The organism is Streptomyces sp. NPDC046215 (assembly GCF_040646215.1).
Classification (GTDB): Bacteria; Actinomycetota; Actinomycetes; order Streptomycetales; family Streptomycetaceae; genus Streptomyces; species Streptomyces stramineus.
Map to the genome: position 1 here is coordinate 60,558 of NZ_JBEYZW010000013.1, position 17,942 is coordinate 78,499.

At 71.3% G+C, this 17,942-nt stretch carries 19 protein-coding genes; 7 read left to right on the plus strand and 12 right to left on the minus strand.

Going from position 1 to position 17,942, the window contains the following annotated elements; all coding sequences use genetic code 11:
- The first annotated feature begins 118 nt into the window (after positions 1–118).
- Complete coding sequence (locus tag ABZ951_RS08410) at positions 119–1,267, plus strand: acyltransferase (protein ID WP_344086696.1); 1,149 nt, start codon at positions 119–121, stop codon at positions 1,265–1,267.
- 249 nt (positions 1,268–1,516) lie between these two features.
- Positions 1,517–2,758 carry an acyltransferase gene (locus ABZ951_RS08415; RefSeq protein ID WP_344086693.1) on the plus strand — a complete coding sequence of 414 codons (1,242 nt, stop codon included), beginning with the start codon at positions 1,517–1,519 and terminating at the stop codon, positions 2,756–2,758.
- 15 nt (positions 2,759–2,773) lie between these two features.
- On the opposite strand, the gene ABZ951_RS08420 is transcribed toward ABZ951_RS08415, so the two are convergent.
- The 4 genes from ABZ951_RS08420 to ABZ951_RS08435 all read right to left on the minus strand — a co-directional run bounded on the left by ABZ951_RS08420 (position 2,774) and on the right by ABZ951_RS08435 (position 5,399).
- On the minus strand, positions 2,774–3,178 hold the full coding sequence (locus ABZ951_RS08420) for a PPOX class F420-dependent oxidoreductase (RefSeq protein WP_344086690.1): 405 nt from the start codon (positions 3,176–3,178) through the stop codon (positions 2,774–2,776).
- A gap of 210 nt (positions 3,179–3,388) precedes the next feature.
- The gene (gene ispF / locus ABZ951_RS08425; RefSeq protein ID WP_344086687.1) at positions 3,389–3,889 is read right to left on the minus strand and encodes a 2-C-methyl-D-erythritol 2,4-cyclodiphosphate synthase; all 501 of its coding nucleotides are present in this window, start codon (positions 3,887–3,889) and stop codon (positions 3,389–3,391) included.
- Positions 3,879–4,652, minus strand: coding sequence for a 2-C-methyl-D-erythritol 4-phosphate cytidylyltransferase (gene ispD, locus ABZ951_RS08430; protein ID WP_344086684.1), 774 nt, complete (start codon positions 4,650–4,652; stop codon positions 3,879–3,881). Before ispD ends, ispF begins: the two co-directional genes overlap by 11 nt.
- Positions 4,653–4,916: 264 nt before the next feature.
- Positions 4,917–5,399, minus strand: coding sequence for a CarD family transcriptional regulator (locus tag ABZ951_RS08435; RefSeq protein WP_003953493.1), 483 nt, complete (start codon positions 5,397–5,399; stop codon positions 4,917–4,919).
- 544 nt (positions 5,400–5,943) lie between these two features.
- On the opposite strand from ABZ951_RS08435, the gene ABZ951_RS08440 reads away from it, so the two are divergent.
- Entirely contained in the window at positions 5,944–6,657 is a 714-nt protein-coding gene (locus ABZ951_RS08440) for a DUF461 domain-containing protein (protein WP_344086682.1), read from the plus strand.
- Positions 6,658–6,724: 67 nt separating this feature from the next.
- Here ABZ951_RS08440 and ABZ951_RS08445 read toward each other — a convergent pair whose 3' ends face one another.
- Together ABZ951_RS08445 and ABZ951_RS08450 are read right to left on the minus strand one after the other, a co-directional pair.
- Entirely contained in the window at positions 6,725–7,405 is a 681-nt protein-coding gene (locus tag ABZ951_RS08445) for a response regulator transcription factor (protein WP_030009598.1), read from the minus strand.
- Positions 7,406–7,463: 58 nt separating this feature from the next.
- Positions 7,464–8,786: an ATP-binding protein gene (locus ABZ951_RS08450; protein ID WP_344086677.1), complete on the minus strand. Its 1,323-nt coding sequence runs from the start codon at positions 8,784–8,786 to the stop codon at positions 7,464–7,466.
- A 212-nt stretch (positions 8,787–8,998) separates the two neighbouring features.
- On the opposite strand from ABZ951_RS08450, the gene phoU reads away from it, so the two are divergent.
- Complete coding sequence (gene phoU, locus ABZ951_RS08455; RefSeq protein ID WP_344086674.1) at positions 8,999–9,688, plus strand: phosphate signaling complex protein PhoU; 690 nt, start codon at positions 8,999–9,001, stop codon at positions 9,686–9,688.
- A 315-nt stretch (positions 9,689–10,003) separates the two neighbouring features.
- On the opposite strand, the gene ABZ951_RS08460 is transcribed toward phoU, so the two are convergent.
- The 3 genes from ABZ951_RS08460 to ABZ951_RS08470 form a co-directional block, all read right to left on the minus strand.
- Positions 10,004–10,813 (minus strand): class F sortase, encoded by an 810-nt coding sequence (locus tag ABZ951_RS08460; RefSeq protein ID WP_344086671.1) that lies wholly within the window; start codon positions 10,811–10,813, stop codon positions 10,004–10,006.
- A gap of 19 nt (positions 10,814–10,832) precedes the next feature.
- Positions 10,833–11,636 (minus strand): hypothetical protein, encoded by an 804-nt coding sequence (locus ABZ951_RS08465; protein WP_344086668.1) that lies wholly within the window; start codon positions 11,634–11,636, stop codon positions 10,833–10,835.
- Positions 11,637–11,806: 170 nt separating this feature from the next.
- Positions 11,807–12,568: a phosphoglyceromutase gene (locus ABZ951_RS08470; RefSeq protein ID WP_344086665.1), complete on the minus strand. Its 762-nt coding sequence runs from the start codon at positions 12,566–12,568 to the stop codon at positions 11,807–11,809.
- A gap of 152 nt (positions 12,569–12,720) precedes the next feature.
- Here ABZ951_RS08470 and ABZ951_RS08475 point away from each other — a divergent pair, with 152 nt between their 5' ends.
- Complete coding sequence (locus ABZ951_RS08475) at positions 12,721–14,010, plus strand: MFS transporter (protein WP_344086662.1); 1,290 nt, start codon at positions 12,721–12,723, stop codon at positions 14,008–14,010.
- Here ABZ951_RS08475 and ABZ951_RS08480 read toward each other — a convergent pair.
- Entirely contained in the window at positions 13,979–14,470 is a 492-nt protein-coding gene (locus tag ABZ951_RS08480; RefSeq protein WP_344086659.1) for a YbjN domain-containing protein, read from the minus strand. The two genes, ABZ951_RS08475 and ABZ951_RS08480, sit on opposite strands and share 32 nt — an antisense overlap.
- Positions 14,463–15,824: a D-inositol-3-phosphate glycosyltransferase gene (gene mshA / locus ABZ951_RS08485; protein ID WP_344086656.1), complete on the minus strand. Its 1,362-nt coding sequence runs from the start codon at positions 15,822–15,824 to the stop codon at positions 14,463–14,465. Before mshA ends, ABZ951_RS08480 begins: the two co-directional genes overlap by 8 nt.
- A 236-nt stretch (positions 15,825–16,060) precedes the next feature.
- Here mshA and ABZ951_RS08490 point away from each other — a divergent pair, with 236 nt between their 5' ends.
- A complete protein-coding gene (locus ABZ951_RS08490; protein WP_344086653.1) occupies positions 16,061–16,870 on the plus strand; it encodes a class I SAM-dependent methyltransferase in 810 nt (269 codons plus the stop codon).
- A 4-nt stretch (positions 16,871–16,874) separates the two neighbouring features.
- On the opposite strand, the gene ABZ951_RS08495 is transcribed toward ABZ951_RS08490, so the two are convergent.
- Positions 16,875–17,297, minus strand: coding sequence for an Hsp20/alpha crystallin family protein (locus ABZ951_RS08495; protein WP_344086650.1), 423 nt, complete (start codon positions 17,295–17,297; stop codon positions 16,875–16,877).
- A gap of 159 nt (positions 17,298–17,456) precedes the next feature.
- On the opposite strand from ABZ951_RS08495, the gene ABZ951_RS08500 reads away from it, so the two are divergent.
- Positions 17,457–17,897 (plus strand): NUDIX hydrolase, encoded by a 441-nt coding sequence (locus ABZ951_RS08500; RefSeq protein ID WP_344086779.1) that lies wholly within the window; start codon positions 17,457–17,459, stop codon positions 17,895–17,897.
- Positions 17,898–17,942 lie beyond the last annotated feature (45 nt).

Sequence of the window (17,942 nt, forward strand, 5' to 3'; positions counted from 1 at the left end):
ACGCTTTGCACCTTATTTGGCTTATGCGGCAAAAATACGATCGCCCGTGATAGCTTCCGGCAGGCCTCTCCTTTCCTCGGTGAGGTTCTCGGCGAACGACCCGCGGGACCCTGGAGGGGTGTTGCACTCCACTCTGCCGGTACAGCAGGAGGATCCGAAGCAGTCGGGTCCGTCTCCGGCCCCTTCCGCCACGGAGGCCCGGCCCGAGGGCGCCGGGCGCAGCAGGCTGGCCGCCCTCGACGGGCTCCGGCTCTTCGCGGCACTGATGGTCGTGGCGTACCACTACATGGCGTTCGGCAGCGGTGTCTGGGGCAGGCCATCCGCGGAAGCCTTCCCCTCGGCCCATGTGCCGGCCTCGTACGGCTGGCTGGGCGTGCAGCTGTTCTTCCTGATCAGCGGCTTCGTGATCTGCATGAGCTGCTGGGGGAAGGGCGTCGGGCAGTTCGCCGTGTCCCGGGTCACCCGGCTGTTCCCCGCGTACTGGTTCGCGGTGCTGGCCGTCACCCTCGTCGTCTACGTCTGGCCGACGGTCAACGAGGCGCCGCGGCTGCGGGACGCCGCCGTCAACCTGACCATGCTCCAATCCCCCCTGGGGGTGGACCCGGTCGACGGCGTGTACTGGACGCTGTGGATCGAGATGCGGTTCTACCTGCTGTTCGCCCTCGTCGTCTGGAAGGGGCTGACGTACCAGCGGGCGGTGGGCTTCTGTGTGATCTGGGCCTTCGCCGCGGCGATCGCGAGGGCCGTGAACGAGCCCGTGCTCGACCAGATCCTGCTGCCCGATGACTGCTGGTACTTCATCGCCGGCATCGCCTTCTACCTGATGTACCGCTTCCGCCCGAACGCCGTGCTCTGGCTGATCGTCGCGGGCTCTTTCGTGATCGCCCAGAAGGATCTGCAGGCCGCCCAGAGCCGGGCGGAGGGGCACATGGGCCACCAGGTGCCGCAGTGGCCCACGGCGGTGATCGTGGCGCTGTTCTTCCTCGCCCTCATGGCGATCGCGCTCGGCTGGACCCGGCGCCTGCAGTGGCGCTGGCTGACCACGGCCGGGGTGCTGACCTACCCCCTCTACCTGCTCCACGAGCGCATGGGCTGGCTGGTCATCAAGCACACCGCCGACTTCGTCCCGCGCTTCGTCCTGCTGCCTCTGCTGGTCCTGACGATGCTGCTGGCCGCCTGGCTGGTCCACCGCTATGTGGAGCGCCCGCTGGCCAGGGCGCTCGGACGGGGCCTGCGGCGGGCGATGACGGAGATCAAAGCGGGCTGACCTGCCCGGATATGCCCGGGCACCCCCAAGGGGCGGTTGTGACCACCGGGCACAACCCCTTCACAAGATCGACAAGCGGAGGGGGTTGGAATTACGGAAAGGACAGGAGATAACTGTCACGGCGGTTCGGAGGCTTCCTGTGTCAGCATGCGGGTGAATGGGCCTGCGTAGGATGGCCGACCAAAGCCAATGGGAGAGGACGACATGCGTTTCGGCAGCCGAGGTCAACTCGATGGCGGCCGGGTAGCCGTGCAGCAGTCCGCACCGAGGCTCTACGTCCTGGACGGCCTCCGCATTCTCGCGGCCCTGATGGTCGTGACGTTCCACTACGTCGCCCTGGAGGGCGGGTGGGGCAAGAACCACAGCGAAGTATTTCCCGATTTCCGCCTGGTTGCCCGATACGGCTGGACAGGCGTCGAGGTCTTCTTTCTGATCAGCGGTTTCGTGATCTGCATGAGCACCTGGGGCCGCACGCTGGGCGACTTCGTGGTCTCCCGGGTCTCGCGGATCTACCCGGCCTACTGGGTCGCGATCTTCCTGACGGCGGCGGTGGTCACCCTGTGGCCGCAGACCCGTCAGGTGCACAACTGGGACACGGTCCTCACCAACCTGACCATGCTCCAGCAGAGCGTGGGGGTCTGGGACGTCGACGGCGTCTACTGGACGCTCTTCATCGAGCTGAAGTTCTACGTACTCTTCGCGATCGTCGTGGCCACGGGTGTCACCTACCGCAAGTGCGTCCTGTTCTGCGCGCTCTGGACGGTCTTCGCGATGACCGCCACCAGCGTGGACAACGACATGCTCAAGATGTGGGCGATGCCGCTGTTCGCGCCATACTTCATCGCCGGAATCGCGTTCTACCTGATGCACCGCTACAAGCCGACGGCACTCCTGTGGGGCATCGTCGTCCTGCAGCTCCTGATCGCCCAGCACCATGTGGCGCGGCGGGTCCTGGACAACGGCGATGCGACAACACCGACCTGGCCCGCCAACCTCATCATCTTCATCGCCTTCGTGCTCATGGCGCTGATCTCGGTAGGCGCGTTCAACCGGGTGCAGTGGCGCTGGCTGTCCACGGCCGGCGCGCTCACCTACCCGCTGTACCTGGTCCACCAGTACATCGGCATGACGGTCATCTACGCCCTGCGAGAGGCGGTCCCCGCGCCGCTGCTCGTCATCGGGCTGATGGTGGTGATGCTGGGCGCGGCCTGGCTGATGCACCGCTACGTCGAACGCCCGCTGGGCAAGCTGGTGCGCGACGCGCTGAAGAAGAGCATGGAAGAGGTGCGCCGCCACTCGGCGCCGCCCGCCCGCGCCCGGGCGAGCGCGCAGCACGAGAGCGCCCAGCACGAGAACGGGCGCCACGACGGCGTGCGCGACGGCATGACGCTGACGAAGCGGGTGCCGGTGTACGAGCAGGCGGGCGCCGTCCGCGGGGAGCACGGCCGGCCCGGCGAGCGCGTGGCCGCGGGCCGGGCGGACGGCGTCTGACGCCCGCCCGGGCGGTCAGAGCGAGCCGACGACCTTGACCGGGGTGACGCGCACGGCGACGAGCTCCATGTCGCCCTGGGCCGGGTCGAAGTCCGCGTAGGCCAGGCCGGTGTACTTCCGCGACAGTTCGTCGAGGAGCTCCCGGCCGCCCTCGGCGGACACGGTGGCCGTGCCACGGACCTCGACGTAGGTGTAAGGCGCGTTCGGCGGGTTGATCATGACGGTGACGCGCGGGTCACGCCGGAGGTTCTTCGCCTTGCGGCTCTCGGCGCCCGTGGCGATCAGCAGGTCGTTCCCGTCGTGGGTGATCCACGTGACCGACATCTGAGGGCTGCCGTCGGGCTGGAGCGTGGCCACGGCGGCGAAGACGGGGGCGTCGTCGATGAGCTTCTTCAGGTCGTCGGAGAGTTCGGCAGACACAAGGGGTCCTTCCCTCGGGTGGCGGCTGACGAGGCGTCGCCTCACCGTATGCCGCCGGAGCCGGGAAACGGGCGCCGGGACCGCCGCCGGGGCCCCTGGAGACCTCCTGGTGCCCCACGGCGGCCTCCAGGGCGTTGGAGGCCCGTCATACGGCGACAGCCCGGCTCGGCGGCCTCCGGGGCCGCCTCGCCGGGCTGTGAGCGGGTCCGGTCAGCGGCCTGCGGGATACACCAGCGCCGTGGCGACGGCCGCCAGGCCCTCGGCCCGGCCCGTCAGGCCGAGGCCGTCGGTCGTGGTGCCGGAGACCGACACCGGGGCGCCGACGGCGGCCGTGAGGGCCTTCTGGGCCTCCTCGCGCCGCTTGCCGATCTTGGGGCGGACGCCGATCACCTGGATGGCGACGTTGCCGATCTCGAAGCCCGCGGCCCGGACGATCCGCGCGGCCTCGGCCAGCAGCGTGACGCCCGCGGCGCCGGACCACTCGGGGCGGTCCGTACCGAAGTGCGCGCCGAGGTCGCCGACGCCGGCGGCGGAGAACAGCGCGTCACAGGCGGCGTGCGCGGCGACGTCGCCGTCGGAGTGGCCCGCGAGGCCGTGGGTGGCACCTTCCCAGAGCAGGCCGGCGCACCACAGCTCGCGGCCTTCCTCGAAGGCGTGCACATCCGTGCCGATCCCCACCAGGGGCAGCGCGACCGGGTGATCAGAAGCCATCGTTGGCCCTCCTGCGGGCGAGTACGGCCTCGGCCAGGACGAGGTCCAGCGGCCGGGTGACCTTGAACGCCTCCTCGTGGCCGGGCACCAGGACCACGGGGCTGCCGAGGCGCTCGACGAGCCCGGCGTCGTCGGTGGCGCCCTCGCCCTCCGCGGCGGCGAACTTCGCGTGGGCGGCGTCGAGGGTGCGCCGGTCGAAGCCCTGGGGGGTCTGCACGGCGCGCAGCAGCGCCCGCTCGGGCGTGCCGACGACCGGCTCGGGCTCGCCCGCGGCCGCGCCGGTGCGCGGTGCGACCTGCTTGACGGTGTCCGTCAGGGGCAGCGCCGGCACCACGGCGGGTGCGCCGTCGTGGACGGCGGCGATGACGGCGTCCACGGTGTCGACGGGCACCAGGGGGCGCGCGGCGTCGTGGACGAGGACGGTGGTGATGTCGCCGGGGAGGGCCGCGAGGCCCAGGCGCACGGACTCCTGCCGGGTCTCGCCACCGGGGACGACCAGCAGCTCGGCCCGGTCGTGGCCGGTGAGCGGGTAGGCGTCGAGGAGGGTACGGACCTCTTCGGCCCCGTCCGGCGGGGCGACCACGACGACGAGACGGACGGCGCGGGAGGCGGCCATCGCCCGGACGGCGTGGACGAGCATCGGGGTGCCGCTCAGGGCGCGCAGGGCCTTGGGGGCGCCCGGTCCGAGCCGGACCCCGCGGCCGGCCGCGGGGATGACCGCGGCGGTGCGCGAACGGGTGACGGCGGGGGCTCGATCAGACATTGCGTTGGCGTTCAGGTTTGCTTCCTCGGCCGAATTGGGTATGGCCTCAGCGTGCCGGGCACGACGCCCCGACCAGCCCCTTCCGTGACGACTGGTCGGGTCGGCTGCCCGGGCCCGGCACACCAAGTACGGCGTGGACGTCGGCGCCATCGGCGCCCGAGGCGCCACCGGAGCAGAGATGCCGCAGCGCCCGTCGGATGACTGTCGTCATCGCGCGGGCACCGCGGCACTTCTTTACAGCTCTTTACATCCAGCACCTGTGCGTCAGGACGCGAGAACCTCGTCGAGCAGGGCCTCGGCCTTGTCTTCGTTGGTGTTCTCCGCGAGAGCCAGCTCGCTCACCAGGATCTGGCGCGCCTTGGCGAGCATGCGCTTCTCACCGGCGGAGAGGCCGCGCTCGCGCTCACGGCGCCACAGGTCGCGCACGACCTCGGCGACCTTGATCACGTCACCCGACGCGAGCTTCTCGAGATTTGCCTTGTAGCGGCGGGACCAGTTCGTCGGCTCTTCCGCATACGGTGCGCGGAGCACCTCGAAGACCCGGTCCAGCCCATCCTGGCCGACCACATCGCGCACACCGACGAACTCTGCATTGTCCGCCGGCACCCGAACCGTCAGGTCACCCTGGGCGACCTTCAGCACCAAGTAGGTCTTGTCCACGCCTTTGATCTGGCGAGTTTCGATGGCCTCGATCAGCGCGGCCCCGTGATGGGGATAGACCACGGTGTCGCCAACCTTGAACGTCATGTGACAGGTACCCCTTCCGTGGCTATCCAGTCTAACACGGGAACTGTGCGTTCTGAATGGCGTTTTCGCAGGTCAGGGCATATCTCGGGGCTTGACAACAGCAACCGGGACGTGCTGCGGGAGGCTTCCGGAAGCGGGTATTCGCAGGTCGGAGCCGTTCTCCGGGCAGGGTGAAACCGGCACGTTACACGCGCCGGGAGTCACCCGCGAGCGACCGAACGTCCCGTTTTGCCGGGGTCCGGTCGGCGGACTTCCGCTACTCCGTTCGGGGCGGACCGGGCTTCCTCGTCCGGAATCCGAATTGATCACTCCGTACTTGATCAAATTCGGGAACGCCTTCCGGGGCCCCCGCGCATTCCCGCGGATAATCCCCCGCGGCGCCCTTGGGCCGTTCCTGTCCGGCGTTCATGGCCGATATTCGGCCGTGCACCCGACGGGGGGCTAGTTGACCATGGGGGCGGGTCGGGTGCGGGGGCCCGGAAGGGGGTCGGTAACCTGACCCCGCTGACACACCTCTTACTTCGTCCAAGGAGATGCCGCCGCCGTGAGCAGCAGCCTTCGACGCGGCACCCTTGCCGCTTCCGCCCTCGTGCTCTCGATCGCCTCGCTCACCGCCTGCGCGGCGGGCAACAGCGCGGAGACGCTCGAAGTCAAGCCGGACAACGCCGCCACCTCGGTCGGCGACATCAAGATCCAGAACGTCAACGTGATCACCCAGCCGGACCTGGCCGCCAAGGGTCCCGCCGTGATCACCGGCACCCTCTTCAACAACGGCACCAAGGACCAGACGCTGCGCGGCATCACGCTGCCCGGCAAGAACGCCGCCGTGAAGATCACCCCGGTCGGCGGTGCCCGCGAGCTCGTCGTGCCCGCCGGCAGCACGGTCGTCCTGGGCGGCAAGGGCAACGCCTCCGCCGTCCTGCCCGACGGCCGCGAGGCCCTGAAGGACGGCGGGCAGCAGAAGCTCAGCTTCGACTTCAGCGAGGCCGGCCAGGTGAACATCGGCGCGTTCGTCAACCCGGCGAAGCACTACTTCAAGGAGTGGGGCCCCGAGGCTCCCCCGGCCGCCAAGCCGGGCGACGCCACTCCGCCGGCGAACAAGCCGGGCGAGAAGCCCGCCAAGCCGGGTGCCGCCGCCTCCGCGACGCCGTCGGGCTCCGCCGGTGCCCCGGGCACCCAGCAGGGCGGTGAGCGCCCGGCGGGCGCCGCCGCGGGCGAGCAGCAGCAGGGCGGACAGCAGCACGTCGCCGGTCACTGACCGGCACAGCCGAGGGGCCCGGAAGAGTGAATCTTCCGGGCCCCTCGGCATGTCGCGCCGGGGCGGTCTACGGCTCGAACTTGTAGCCCAGGCCGCGGACCGTGACCAGGTAGCGGGGCGCGCCCGGGTCGGGCTCGATCTTGGCGCGCAGGCGCTTGACGTGGACGTCGAGGGTCTTGGTGTCCCCCACGTAGTCGGCGCCCCAGACCCGGTCGATGAGCTGCATCCGGGTGAGCACCCGGCCGGCGTTGCGCAGCAGCATCTCCAGGAGGTCGAACTCCTTCAGGGGGAGGTCGACCTTGCCGCCGGAGACGGTGACGACGTGGCGGTCGACGTCCATCCGCACGGGCCCCGCCTCCAGGGCGGCGGGGGTGACCTCCTCCGGCTCCCCCCGGCGGCGCAGGACGGCTCTGATGCGGGCCACCAGCTCACGGGAGGAGAAGGGCTTGGTCACGTAGTCGTCGGCTCCTATTTCCAGGCCGACGACCTTGTCGATCTCGCTGTCCTTGGCGGTGACCATGATGACGGGCACGTTGGAGCGACCCCGCAGCTGCCGGCAGACCTCGGTGCCGGGCAGGCCCGGCAGCATCAGGTCGAGCAGGACCAGGTCGGCGCCGTTGCGCTCGAACTCGTCCAGCCCGTCGGGCCCGGTGGCCGCGATGGCGACCTCGAAGCCTTCCTTGCGGAGCATGTAGGACAACGCGTCGCTGAAGGATTCCTCGTCCTCTACGACGAGCACACGGGTCACGGATGGACCTCCGGTCGGGTCTGTGTGGGGGTGCGGTGGGTCGTTCCCCGGACACGGGTCACGGCTGGACTTCCCGGGCGGGAAGGTGGTGGTCGGTCAGCGGCTCGTCGGTGCGGTCGGCCCGGCCGTCCTCTTCGAGGTCGGTGAGGGTGCGCCCGTGCGGCTCGATGAGGGTGCGGTTGGGGTAGAGGTCGCGGTCGCGGACCGCGCCCGCCTCGGGGAGGCGCAGGGTGAAGGTGGAGCCCTGGCCCTCGGCGCTCCAGACCGTGACCTCCCCGCCGTGCGAGGCGGCCACGTGCTTGACGATGGCGAGGCCGAGGCCGGTGCCTCCGGTGGCGCGGGAGCGCGCCGGGTCCACGCGGTAGAAGCGCTCGAAGATCCGCTCGCGGTCCTTCTCGGAGATGCCGATGCCCTGGTCGGTGACGGCTATCTCGATGAGGTCGCCCCCGGGGGCGGTGATGTGGCGGGCGGCGATGCCCACCCGGGTGCGGGCGGGGCTGTAGTTGACGGCGTTCTCCACGAGGTTGCCGAGGGCAGCGGCGAGCTGGCCGCGGTTGCCCCAGACGTGGAGGTCGGCGCCGCCGCCCCCGCCCGGACGCTGGGAGGTGCCCCCGACGGCCATGGTGATCTGCTTGGTACCGGCCTGGTGGCGGCAGCGGTCGATGGCCTCGGCGACGAGCTCGTCGACCCGGACGGGCTCGGAGTCCTCCAGCGGGTCGTCGTTCTGCACCCGGGAGAGGTCGATGAGCTCCTGGACGAGATTGGTGAGCCGGGTGGCCTCGATCTGCATCCGGCCGGCGAAGCGGTGGACGGCCTCGGGGTCGTCGGCGGCGTCCATGACGGCTTCGGAGAGCAGGGAGAGCGCGCCGACGGGCGTCTTGAGCTCATGGCTGACGTTGGCCACGAAATCCCGGCGGACGGCCTCGATGCGGCGGGCCTCGGTGAGGTCCTCCACCAGCAGCAGGACGAGCCGGGAGCCGAGCGGGGCGACCCGGGCCGAGACGGCGAGGGCGTCGCCGCGGCCGGTGCCGCGGCGGGGGAGGTCGAGCTCGACCTGGCGTATCTCGCCGTCGCGGCGGGTGTCGCGGGCCATCTGGATCATCGGCTCGACGGCGAGCTTGCCGCCGCGGACCAGGCCGAGGGCGTAGGCGGCCGAGCTGGCCTTGACCACGGCGTCGCCCTCGTCGAGCACGACCGCGGAGGAGCGCAGCACGGAGAGCACGGTGTCCACGCCGGGCGGGAGCACGGCGTCGGTGTGCAGGGAACTGCGGGTGGGCCGGGTCTGGTCGCGCTCGCTCCAGCGGAACGCCAGCATGGCGATCACTCCGGTGCAGAGCCCGGCGATCGCTGCCGCTGCGGCGACGGCCGCGTCCACGTTCATGACTCCAGGTTATGCGGGTGCGCCGACACATCCACAGCCAAATGGGTGCCGCCTCGAACATACGTTGCCGAGAGTTCACCTTGAGGTCGGAACCGGTTCACTCCGGAGGCTGCGGGCCGTCGCGTTCCGGTCGCACCGTGGGACCGTGGGCGGGCGGAGCACCCGACCACCCATGGTTACCCGGAGTGATTCCGGAGAGAGAGGGTCAGCACATGCGGGACGCGTACCACGAGGAGCTGGATTCGATCGGCGAGGGTCTCGTCGAGATGGCCCGGCTCGTGGGCTCCGCGATCGGGCGCGCCACCACGGCGATCCTGGACGCGGACCTGAAGCTGGCGGAGTCCGTGATCGCGGGGGACGCCAAGGTCGACGACCTCCAGCGGGATCTGGAGGCCCGGGCCATCGCGCTGCTGGCGCGGCAGCAGCCGGTCGCCACGGATCTGCGGATCGTGGTCACCTCGCTGCGGATGAGCGCCGATCTGGAGCGCTCGGGCGACCTCGCCCAGCACGTGGCGAAGCTGGCCCGGCTGCGGTTCCCGCAGACGGCGGTGCCGCGCGACCTGCACGCCACCATCCTGGAGATGGGCCAGCTGGCCCAGCGGCTGATGGCCAAGGCCGGCGAGGTGATCATCACCAAGGACGTCGACCTCGCGCTCCAGCTGGAGCAGGACGACGACGCGATGGACCTGCTGCACCGCGCGCTCTTCCAGCACCTGATGGACGACCGCTGGAAGCACGGCATCGAGACGGCCGTGGACGTCACCCTGCTGGGCCGCTACTACGAGCGCTTCGCCGACCACGCCGTCTCCGTCGCCAAGCGGGTCGTCTACCTGGTCACCGGCGAGCACGCGGACGAACTCGTCCAGGCCGAGGGGCGGGGTGGCGCGGTCGAGGGCGCGTAGGCCGCAGGCATGCTTCGACGCGCCCCCCGTGCGCCCGCACAGGCGTGCGTGAGGGGCATTGACGGGCGATGCGGGCGGCCCTTGACTGGGGGTCAGGCAGACCACCCTTCGAGGAGGTACCGCATATGACCCAGACCCCTCCGGCACCGGCCCAGGCGGCATGTACGTGCGGCCCGGGTTGCTCGTGCGGCTGCCAGTCCGGCGGCTCGTGCCAGTGCGGCGGCGGCTGCGGCTGACCGTCACGTCGACGCATGTCACTCACGGGGAGGGCCCCCGGCCGGGCGCACCGGCCGGGGGCCCTTTCGCACGCGTGAATCACTCGTCCTCGTCCGGCTCCGGCTCGTCGTGGTCGGGCTCGTCGTGGTCCGGGCCGTCGTGGTCCGGGCCGTCGTCGCCCGGTGCGTGGTCCGGGTCGTCGTCGCCCGGGTCCGGCGCTTCCTCTTCCCTGACCTGCGGCTGCTCGGTCGGGTCCGTCGCCCCGGTCAGATACGCGGAGACGACGACGTTGGCGGTGTAGGCGCGCCGCACGCGGTCGTAGGGGCCGCCGCAGGTGATGACGCGGAGCTCGGCGCGGTTCGCGTCGCGCGGCCCGTAGACCTTGTCCGCGTCGAAGTGGTCGTTGTCGACGACGGAGATGTCCTCGACGGTGAACTCGGCGGTGGAGCCGTCGGTGCGCAGGACGCCGATCTTCTGGCCGGGCTTGAGGACGCTGAGGCCGGCGAAGACGGCGGGGGCCCGTTCGGTGTCGACGTGGCCGACGATGACGGCGGCGCCGGCGCTGCCGGGCGGGGGCCCGCCGTTGAACCAGGCCACGGAGCCGGGGCGGTCGTACGGGGGCGGTTCGACTCCGCCGAGGGGGTCCAGGCCGTGGGCCTCGACCGGGGCTTCGAGGCCGATGGCCTTGATGAGGAGACTCTGGGGGCCCGCCCCCGGCAGCGGTTCATGTGCCGGGGGCAGGCCGTGCGCAGGGGGGTGGGCGGTGGCGGCGACGCCGCCGGTCGCCGGGGCTCGGGGCCCCAGCTCCTGGATGGCACCGGTGGTGCACAGGCACAGGACCAGCAGCAGTACTGCCAGGCCCACCCTTGTCAGCAGGCGGCGGAAGCCGCCCGTGCGCGGTTCTGACATGACGCCGGTTCGCTTTCTGTCACGACTTGGCGGCGTTGGTGCGACGGCGGTACCAGATCATTCCGCCGAGAAGGCCGGCCGTGGCACTGGCGCCGAGGATGAGTACGGGGGTGTCGACGGAGGACCCGGAAGAGGCCGCGAGCGCTGCCGCGCCACCACCCGCGTGGGAGGGCGCGTGGGGCTTGCCGTGGTCGTCGTGGTGGTCCTTGCGACCGTCGTGGTGGTCCTTCTTGCCGCCGTGGTCGTGCCACCCGTGGTGGTCGCCGCGACCCTCGTGGTGGTCCTTGCGGCCGTCGTGGTCCTTGCGACCGTCGTAGTCGATCCAGTCGTCGTGGTCCTTCTTGCCGTCGAAGTCCTTCTTGCCGTCGTCGTCGTTCCAGTCGTCGCGGTCCTTCTTGCCGTCGTGGTCCTTGCGGCCGTCCTGGTCGTCCCAGTCGTCGTCCTTGTTGTCCTTCTTGCCGTCGTGGTCCTTGCGGCCGTCCTGGTCGTCCCAGCCGTCGTCCTTGTTGTCCTTCTTGCCCTCGTGATCCTTACGGCCGTCGTCGTCCTTCTTGCCGTCGTGATCCTTGCGGCCGTCGTCGTCCTTCTTGCCGTCGTGGTCGTGACGGCCGCCGTCGTTGTCCTTGCGGCCGTCATAGTCCTGACGCCCGTCGTGGTCACGCTCGTCCGGGCCGTCGGTCCGGGGAACGGATCCGGCGTCGGCCGTCACGTCCGCCGACGTGGCGGTGTTCGGGCTGTCGAGGGCGAAGGCGGGTACGACGGGGGCAGCGCATACGGCGACGACGGTGGCGGCGCCGCATATCGCGGAACGGATCGAGTCCATGGTGTTACCTCCTTACCTCAGAGGCTGACCCCGGTGACCGCCGCCCGCATCCGCTCCGTATCCGCCTTGCTCCATTCGGTGACCGGGCGCGGGGCTCCGCCCGGCAGCACAAAGCCCCCCGCCGGGCGGAAAACCGCAGGCGGGGGGCTTGTTGGTGCTGGTCGTGCGCGTTACTTCTTCTTGCCCTGGTTCTTCACGGCCTCGATGGCGGCCTTGGCGGCCTCCGGGTCGAGGTACGTACCGCCCGGCTTGACCGGGCGGAAGTCGGCGTCGAGCTCGTAGGCGAGCGGGATGCCGGTCGGGATGTTCAGGCCCGAGATGTCCTCGTCGGAGATGCCGTCGAGGTGCTTGACCAGGCCGCGGAGGCTGTTGCCGTGCGCCGCGACCAGGACCGTACGGCCGGCCAGCAGGTCCGGGACGATGCCGTCGTACCAGTACGGCAGCATGCGGACGACGACGTCCTTGAGGCACTCGGTGCGCGGGCGCAGCTCCGGCGGGATGGCGGCGTAGCGCGGGTCGTCGCTCTGCGAGAACTCGGCACCGTCCTGGAGCGCCGGCGGCGGGGTGTCGTAGGACCGGCGCCAGAGCATGAACTGCTCCTCGCCGAACTCGGCGAGGGTCTGCGCCTTGTCCTTGCCCTGGAGAGCGCCGTAGTGGCGCTCGTTCAGCCGCCAGGAGCGGTGCACGGGGATCCAGTGGCGGTCGGCGGCCTCCAGGGCCAGCTGCGCGGTGCGGATGGCGCGCTTCTGGAGGGAGGTGTGGACCACGTCGGGGAGCAGGCCGGCGTCCTTGAGCAGCTCACCGCCCCGGACTGCCTCCTTCTCACCCTTGTCGTTCAGGTTGACGTCCACCCAGCCGGTGAACAGGTTCTTGGCGTTCCACTCGCTCTCGCCGTGGCGGAGGAGGATCAGCTTGTACGGTGCGTCGGCCATGCCATGAGCGTAATCGACGGTGGGGGTTGCGCCGCGCGCGCGTACCGCGCTATGGACGGTTGACGGAGATCGTCAATTGAATGGCGGGCGGGACGTCGCCGTGTGTAAGTTGCGGAACCCGATAGGGGCACTTACACATGGGGGGTTGCAGGATGTCGGTGGCGAGCGTCAGACGGGCCGCGAAGGAGACTGTTTCGGGGCTTCCCCGGGCCTTCTGGTGGCTGTGGGCCTCCACGCTGGTCAACCGGCTGGGGGCGTTCGTCTCCGTATTCCTGGCCCTCTATCTGACGGTCGAGCGGGGCTACTCGGCCTCGTACGCGGGGCTGGTGGCCGCCCTCCACGGGCTCGGCAGCGTCGTCTCCTCGATCGGCGCCGGGGTGATGACCGACCGGCTGGGCCGGCGCCCCACCCTGTTGGTCGCCCAGGTCGCGACCGCGCTGTCCGTCGCGGTGCTGGGCTTCGTGCAGAGCCCGGTGGCCATCGCGGCCGTCGCGTTCGTGGTGGGCATGGCGAGCAACGCCTCCCGGCCGGCCGTGCAGGCGATGATGGCGGACATCGTGGCGCCCGCGGACCGGGTGCGGGCGTTCGCCCTGAACTACTGGGCCATCAACCTGGGCTTCGCGCTCTCCTCGGTCGCCGCCGGGTTCATCGCCCGGTACAGCTACCTGATCGGCTTCCTCGGCGAGGCGGTCATGACCCTGGCCTGCGCGATCCTCGTCTTCGTCAAGCTTCCCGAGTCCCGGCCGGCGGCCGTGGCGGGCGAGAGCCCACAGGAGAGCGGCGTCGGCATGGGCACGGTGCTGCGCGACGGGCGGTTCATGGGCGTCGTCGGGCTGTCCTTCCTGATCGCCCTCATCTTCCAGCAGTCCTCGGTGGCCCTGCCCGTGGCGATGGGCGCGAACGGCTTCTCCACCAGCGACTACGGCGTGGCCATGGCCGTCAACGGCGTCCTGATCGTCGCCGTGCAGATCCCGGTGACCCGCTTCATCGAACACCGCGACCCGCAGCGGCTGCTGGTGCTCTCCGCCCTGCTCGCGGGGTACGGCTTCGGCCTCACCGCCTTCGCCGGGTCGTCGCTGGGCCTGCTGATGCTGACGGTCTGCGTGTGGACGCTGGGCGAGATCATCAACTCCCCCACCCAGATGGGCCTGGTCGTCCGGCTCTCCCCCGTCCACGGCCGCGGCCGCTACCAGGGCGTCTACACCCTGTCCTGGTCCGCGGCCGGGCTGATCGCCCCGCTGTCGGGCGGCGTGGTCATCGACCGCTTCGGCGCGGACGCCCTGTGGGCCGGGTGCGCGGTGGTGGGCACGGTGGCCGCGGCCGGTTACTGGCTCCTGATGCGGCAGTTGCCCGGCGCGGAGCCGGCCGCGCCGGTAGCCCGGGGGGAGGCGGTGGAGGCCGAGCCTTCCGTCAACCGGCCTCGGGCCGCGTCAGGTTCGTGAAGGCGTCCAGATTGCGGGTGGACTCCCCGCGTGCCGTGCGCCACGCGTACTCCTTGCGGATGGCGGTGGCGAAACCCATCTCCAGGAGGGTGTTGAAGCTGCCGTCCGCGCTCTCCAGCACCGTGCCCAGGATCCGGTCGATCTCGTCCGGGGTCACCGACGCCAGCGGCAGGCGGCCCACGAGGTAGATGTCACCCAGGTGGTCGATCGCGTAGGCCACCCCGTACAGGCGGGTGTTGCGCTCCAGCAGCCAGCGGTGCACCGCCTCGTGGTTCTCGTCGGGGCAGCGGACGACGAAGGCGTTGACCGACAGCGAGTGCTTGCCGACGATCAGCGAGACCGTCGTGGACAGCTTGCGCGTGCCGGGGAGCTTCACCACATACGTGCCGTCGGCCGGGCTCTCCCATTCGAGCCCGGCTTCGTGGAACGTCTGCTCGATGACGGATTTCGCGTCAGACATGCGACGAGCGTAGGCGACGGCGCCGCTCCTGGATCGCCGCGGTGTACACATCGGCCGTGGCGGCGGCCGCGGTGTCCCAGCCGAAGGACCGCGCGTGGCGGGCCGCCGCCGCGCCCATTCGGTCCGCGAGCGCCGGCTCCGCCGCGAAGCGGCCCAGGGCGCGCCCGTAGTCGGCGGGGTCGTGGCCGTCGACGAGGAAGCCGCTGACCCCGTCCCGGACGGCCACGGGCAGACCGCCCACCGCGGCGGCCAGGACCGGCGTGCCGCACGCCTGGGCCTCGGCGGCCACCAGGCCGAAGGACTCGCTGTAGGACGGCATGACCAGCACCGACGCGGCCCGGTACCAGTCGGCGAGCTGCTCCTGGCCGACCGGCGGGCGGAAGCGGACGACATCGGCGATGCCCAGGCGCGCGGCCAGCTTCTGCAGCCCCTCCGGCTTGGCGAGGCCGCTGCCGGAGGGCCCGCCGACGACGGGCACGACCACGCGCGAGCGCAGCGCCGGCTGCTCGTCGAGGAGGTGGGCGACGGCGCGCAGCAGAATGTCGGGCGCCTTCAGCGGCTGGATGCGGCCGGCGAACAGCGGGATCAGGGCGTCGGCCGGCAGGCCGAGGCGCTGCCGGGCGGCGGCCCGGCCGTCGGCGGGCGTGAAGCGGTCGAGGTTCACGCCGGGGTGCACGACGGCGACCTTCTCGGGCTCGGCCTCGTAGTGGCGGACGAGCTCGCCGGCCTCGCCGTCGGTGTTGGCGATGAGCCGGTCGGCGGCCCGGACGATCTGGGTCTCGCCGATCACCCGGGCGGCGGGCTCGGGGGTGTCGCCCGCGGCGAGCGCGGCGTTCTTGACCTTGGCCATGGTGTGCATGGCGTGGACGAGGGGGACGCCCCAGCGCTCGGCGGCCAGCCAGCCGACGTGGCCGGAGAGCCAGTAGTGGGAGTGGACGAGGTCGTAGTGGCCGGGCCGGTGGCCGGCCCACGCCTGCATCACCCCGTGGGTGAAGGCGCAGAGCTGGGCGGGCAGCTCCTCCTTGGCCAGTCCCTCGTACGGGCCCGCGTCGATGTGCCGGACGAGCACGCCGGGGGCCAGCTCCACGGCGGGCGGGAGGGTGCCGGTGGTGGCGCGGGTGAAGATCTCGACTTCGATGTTGATCGCGGCCAGCCGCTTGGCGAGCTCGACGATGTAGACGTTCATCCCGCCCGCGTCGCCCGTGCCGGGCTGGTGCAGCGGGGAGGTGTGGACACTCAGCATCGCGATGCGGCGGGGTCGGCGGGCCCCGCCGAGGCGCCGGAGCGGGGTTCCGGCGAGGGAACCGAGCGCCCGGCCGCGGCGGGCGCCGAGCCTGGATGCGTACTGGCTCACCGTGCGTGTCCTCCGTCCGCCTCGATCCGCCCTGGGGGCGGGCGCCGTCTGTCCAGCCGTGCAACACCGCGGAGGCGGTCTCCATTTCCACTTTGCCAAAGCGTGATGTCTCGCGACGCGGGTGGGTTCTTTTTCCCACCCGCCCACCCGTTGCTCGCACCTGGAAGGGCACCGTCACTGGTCGGGGCCGATCGCCGTCGGCGGCTGAGTGCGGTGGTCCCGTTAAGCTCGGCCGCATGGCCCCCCGTTCCGCCCCGCCCGGCCGTCCCGTCGGTTCGGCGACCCGCGGGACGACCAATCCCAATCGCCTCCGCCGCATGGACCGCTGGATCGCCGACGCCCACGGCGCCGCCCTGCGGCGCAGCGCCGACCCCGTCGCCGTCGATCTCGGGTACGGGGCCGCGCCCTGGACCGCCGTGGAGCTGCTGGGGCGGCTGCGGACCGCCTGCCCGGGTGCGCAGGTCGTGGGGGTGGAGATCGATCCGGCGCGGGTCGCCGCCGCGAAGCCGTACGAGCGGGAGGGGCTGTCCTTCGCGCACGGCGGGTTCGAGGTGCCGCTGGGCGCCGGCCGCAGGCCCGCGCTGATCCGGGCCGCGAACGTGCTGCGCCAGTACGACGAGGCCGAGGTGGCCGCCGTGTGGACCCGGCTGTGCGCGCGGCTGGCGCCGGACGGGCTGCTCGTCGAGGGGACGTGCGACGAGATCGGGCGCCGCCACGTATGGGTGGCGCTGGGCCCGGAGGGGCCGCGGACGGTCACTTTCGCGACCCGGCTGGGGTCCCTGGCGGCCCCTTCGGACCTGGCGGAGCGGCTGCCGAAGGCGCTCATCCACCGCAATGTGCCGGGCGAGCCGGTGCACGCGTTCCTCCGGGACTTCGACCGGGCGTGGGCGGCCGCGGCGCCCTTCGCCTCGCTCGGGGCCCGGCAGCGGTGGATGCGGGCGGTGAGCGCGCTGAAGGGCGACTGGCCGCTGACGGACTCGCCCCGGCGCTGGCGCCAGGGCGAGGTGACCGTCCGCTGGGAGGCGCTGGCGCCCCTCGGCCGCTGACGGCTCAGCCGGTGATCTGCTGCTTGGCGTCGCCGCCGGTGATCTGGATCTTCCGCGGCTTGGCGCGATCGGCCAGCGGGATGCGGAGCGTGAGGACGCCCGCGTCGTAGGAAGCGTCGATACGGTCCGTGTCCAGGGTGTCGCCCAGGAAGATCTGCCGGCTGAAGGTGCCGGTGGGGCGCTCGTTCGCGATCATCTCGGCGCCCTCGGGGGCCGGGGAGACGCGCTCGGCGCGGACGGTGACGACGTTGCGTTCGACGTCGAGGTCGACCGTCTCGGGGTCGACGCCGGGGAGATCGAACTTCACCACGAACTCGTCACCCGCGCGGTAGGCGTCCATCGCCATCGCCGTCGGGCGGGCCGCTGTGCCGAACACCTGCTGGGTGAGGCGGTCGAGGTCGCGGAACGGGTCGGTACGCATGAGCATCACTGGTCACTCCTTCCATCGCTGTTGTGCGGCGATGCCCTCTGCACATGTATATAGCGCGCCATCCGGAAAGTTGACAAGCCCGGACTCAAGAAAAGTACACGGAGCGCGGGCAGACCCGGCAGGGCCCGCCGCCGTGGATCAGGCAGCATGGGAGCCATGGAAGAGCTGCCGATAGTTCAGGCTGCGGGCTGCGTCCTGTGGCGCCGCTCCCCCGGTGGTGAGGGCATCGAGCTCGCCTTGGTCTACCGACCGAAGTGGGCGGACTGGTCCCACCCGAAAGGCAAGCTCAAGCGGGGCGAGCGGGCTCGCGAGGCCGCCGTCCGGGAAGTGCTGGAGGAGACCGGCATGACGTGCACCCTCGGAGCGGGCCTGCCGACCGCTCGGTACATCGACCCCCGGGGCCGTCCGAAAGAGGTTCACTACTGGGCCGCGCAGGCTACGGGCGGCACATTTGTGCCCAGTCGCGAAGTGAGCCGCATGGCCTGGCTCGCGCCCGACGAGGCACACGAGACGCTCACGCACGACCGGGACAGAGAGCTGGTCGCGGCTCTGTGCTCCGTCCTTCGCGAGGCCGGCGGGACCGGCGAGGAGGGCTGAGGCCACTGAGGGCGAGCCGCCGTAGCGGCGCCCTTGCGTGGCCGG

Bases quoted from the DNA above. Each gene is read 5' to 3' on its own strand.
- ispF (WP_344086687.1), bottom strand. From the start codon at position 3,889: ATGGCTTCTGATCACCCGGTCGCGCTGCCCCTGGTGGGGATCGGCACG.
- ispD (WP_344086684.1), bottom strand. From the start codon at position 4,652: ATGTCTGATCGAGCCCCCGCCGTCACCCGTTCGCGCACCGCCGCGGTC.
- ABZ951_RS08435 (WP_003953493.1), bottom strand. From the start codon at position 5,399: ATGACGTTCAAGGTTGGCGACACCGTGGTCTATCCCCATCACGGGGCC.
- ABZ951_RS08450 (WP_344086677.1), bottom strand. From the start codon at position 8,786: ATGAACGTGGACGCGGCCGTCGCCGCAGCGGCAGCGATCGCCGGGCTC.
- phoU (WP_344086674.1), top strand. From the start codon at position 8,999: ATGCGGGACGCGTACCACGAGGAGCTGGATTCGATCGGCGAGGGTCTC.
- ABZ951_RS08460 (WP_344086671.1), bottom strand. From the start codon at position 10,813: ATGTCAGAACCGCGCACGGGCGGCTTCCGCCGCCTGCTGACAAGGGTG.
- ABZ951_RS08465 (WP_344086668.1), bottom strand. From the start codon at position 11,636: ATGGACTCGATCCGTTCCGCGATATGCGGCGCCGCCACCGTCGTCGCC.
- ABZ951_RS08470 (WP_344086665.1), bottom strand. From the start codon at position 12,568: ATGGCCGACGCACCGTACAAGCTGATCCTCCTCCGCCACGGCGAGAGC.
- ABZ951_RS08475 (WP_344086662.1), top strand. From the start codon at position 12,721: ATGTCGGTGGCGAGCGTCAGACGGGCCGCGAAGGAGACTGTTTCGGGG.
- ABZ951_RS08480 (WP_344086659.1), bottom strand. From the start codon at position 14,470: ATGTCTGACGCGAAATCCGTCATCGAGCAGACGTTCCACGAAGCCGGG.
- ABZ951_RS08490 (WP_344086653.1), top strand. From the start codon at position 16,061: ATGGCCCCCCGTTCCGCCCCGCCCGGCCGTCCCGTCGGTTCGGCGACC.
- ABZ951_RS08495 (WP_344086650.1), bottom strand. From the start codon at position 17,297: ATGCTCATGCGTACCGACCCGTTCCGCGACCTCGACCGCCTCACCCAG.
- ABZ951_RS08500 (WP_344086779.1), top strand. From the start codon at position 17,457: ATGGAAGAGCTGCCGATAGTTCAGGCTGCGGGCTGCGTCCTGTGGCGC.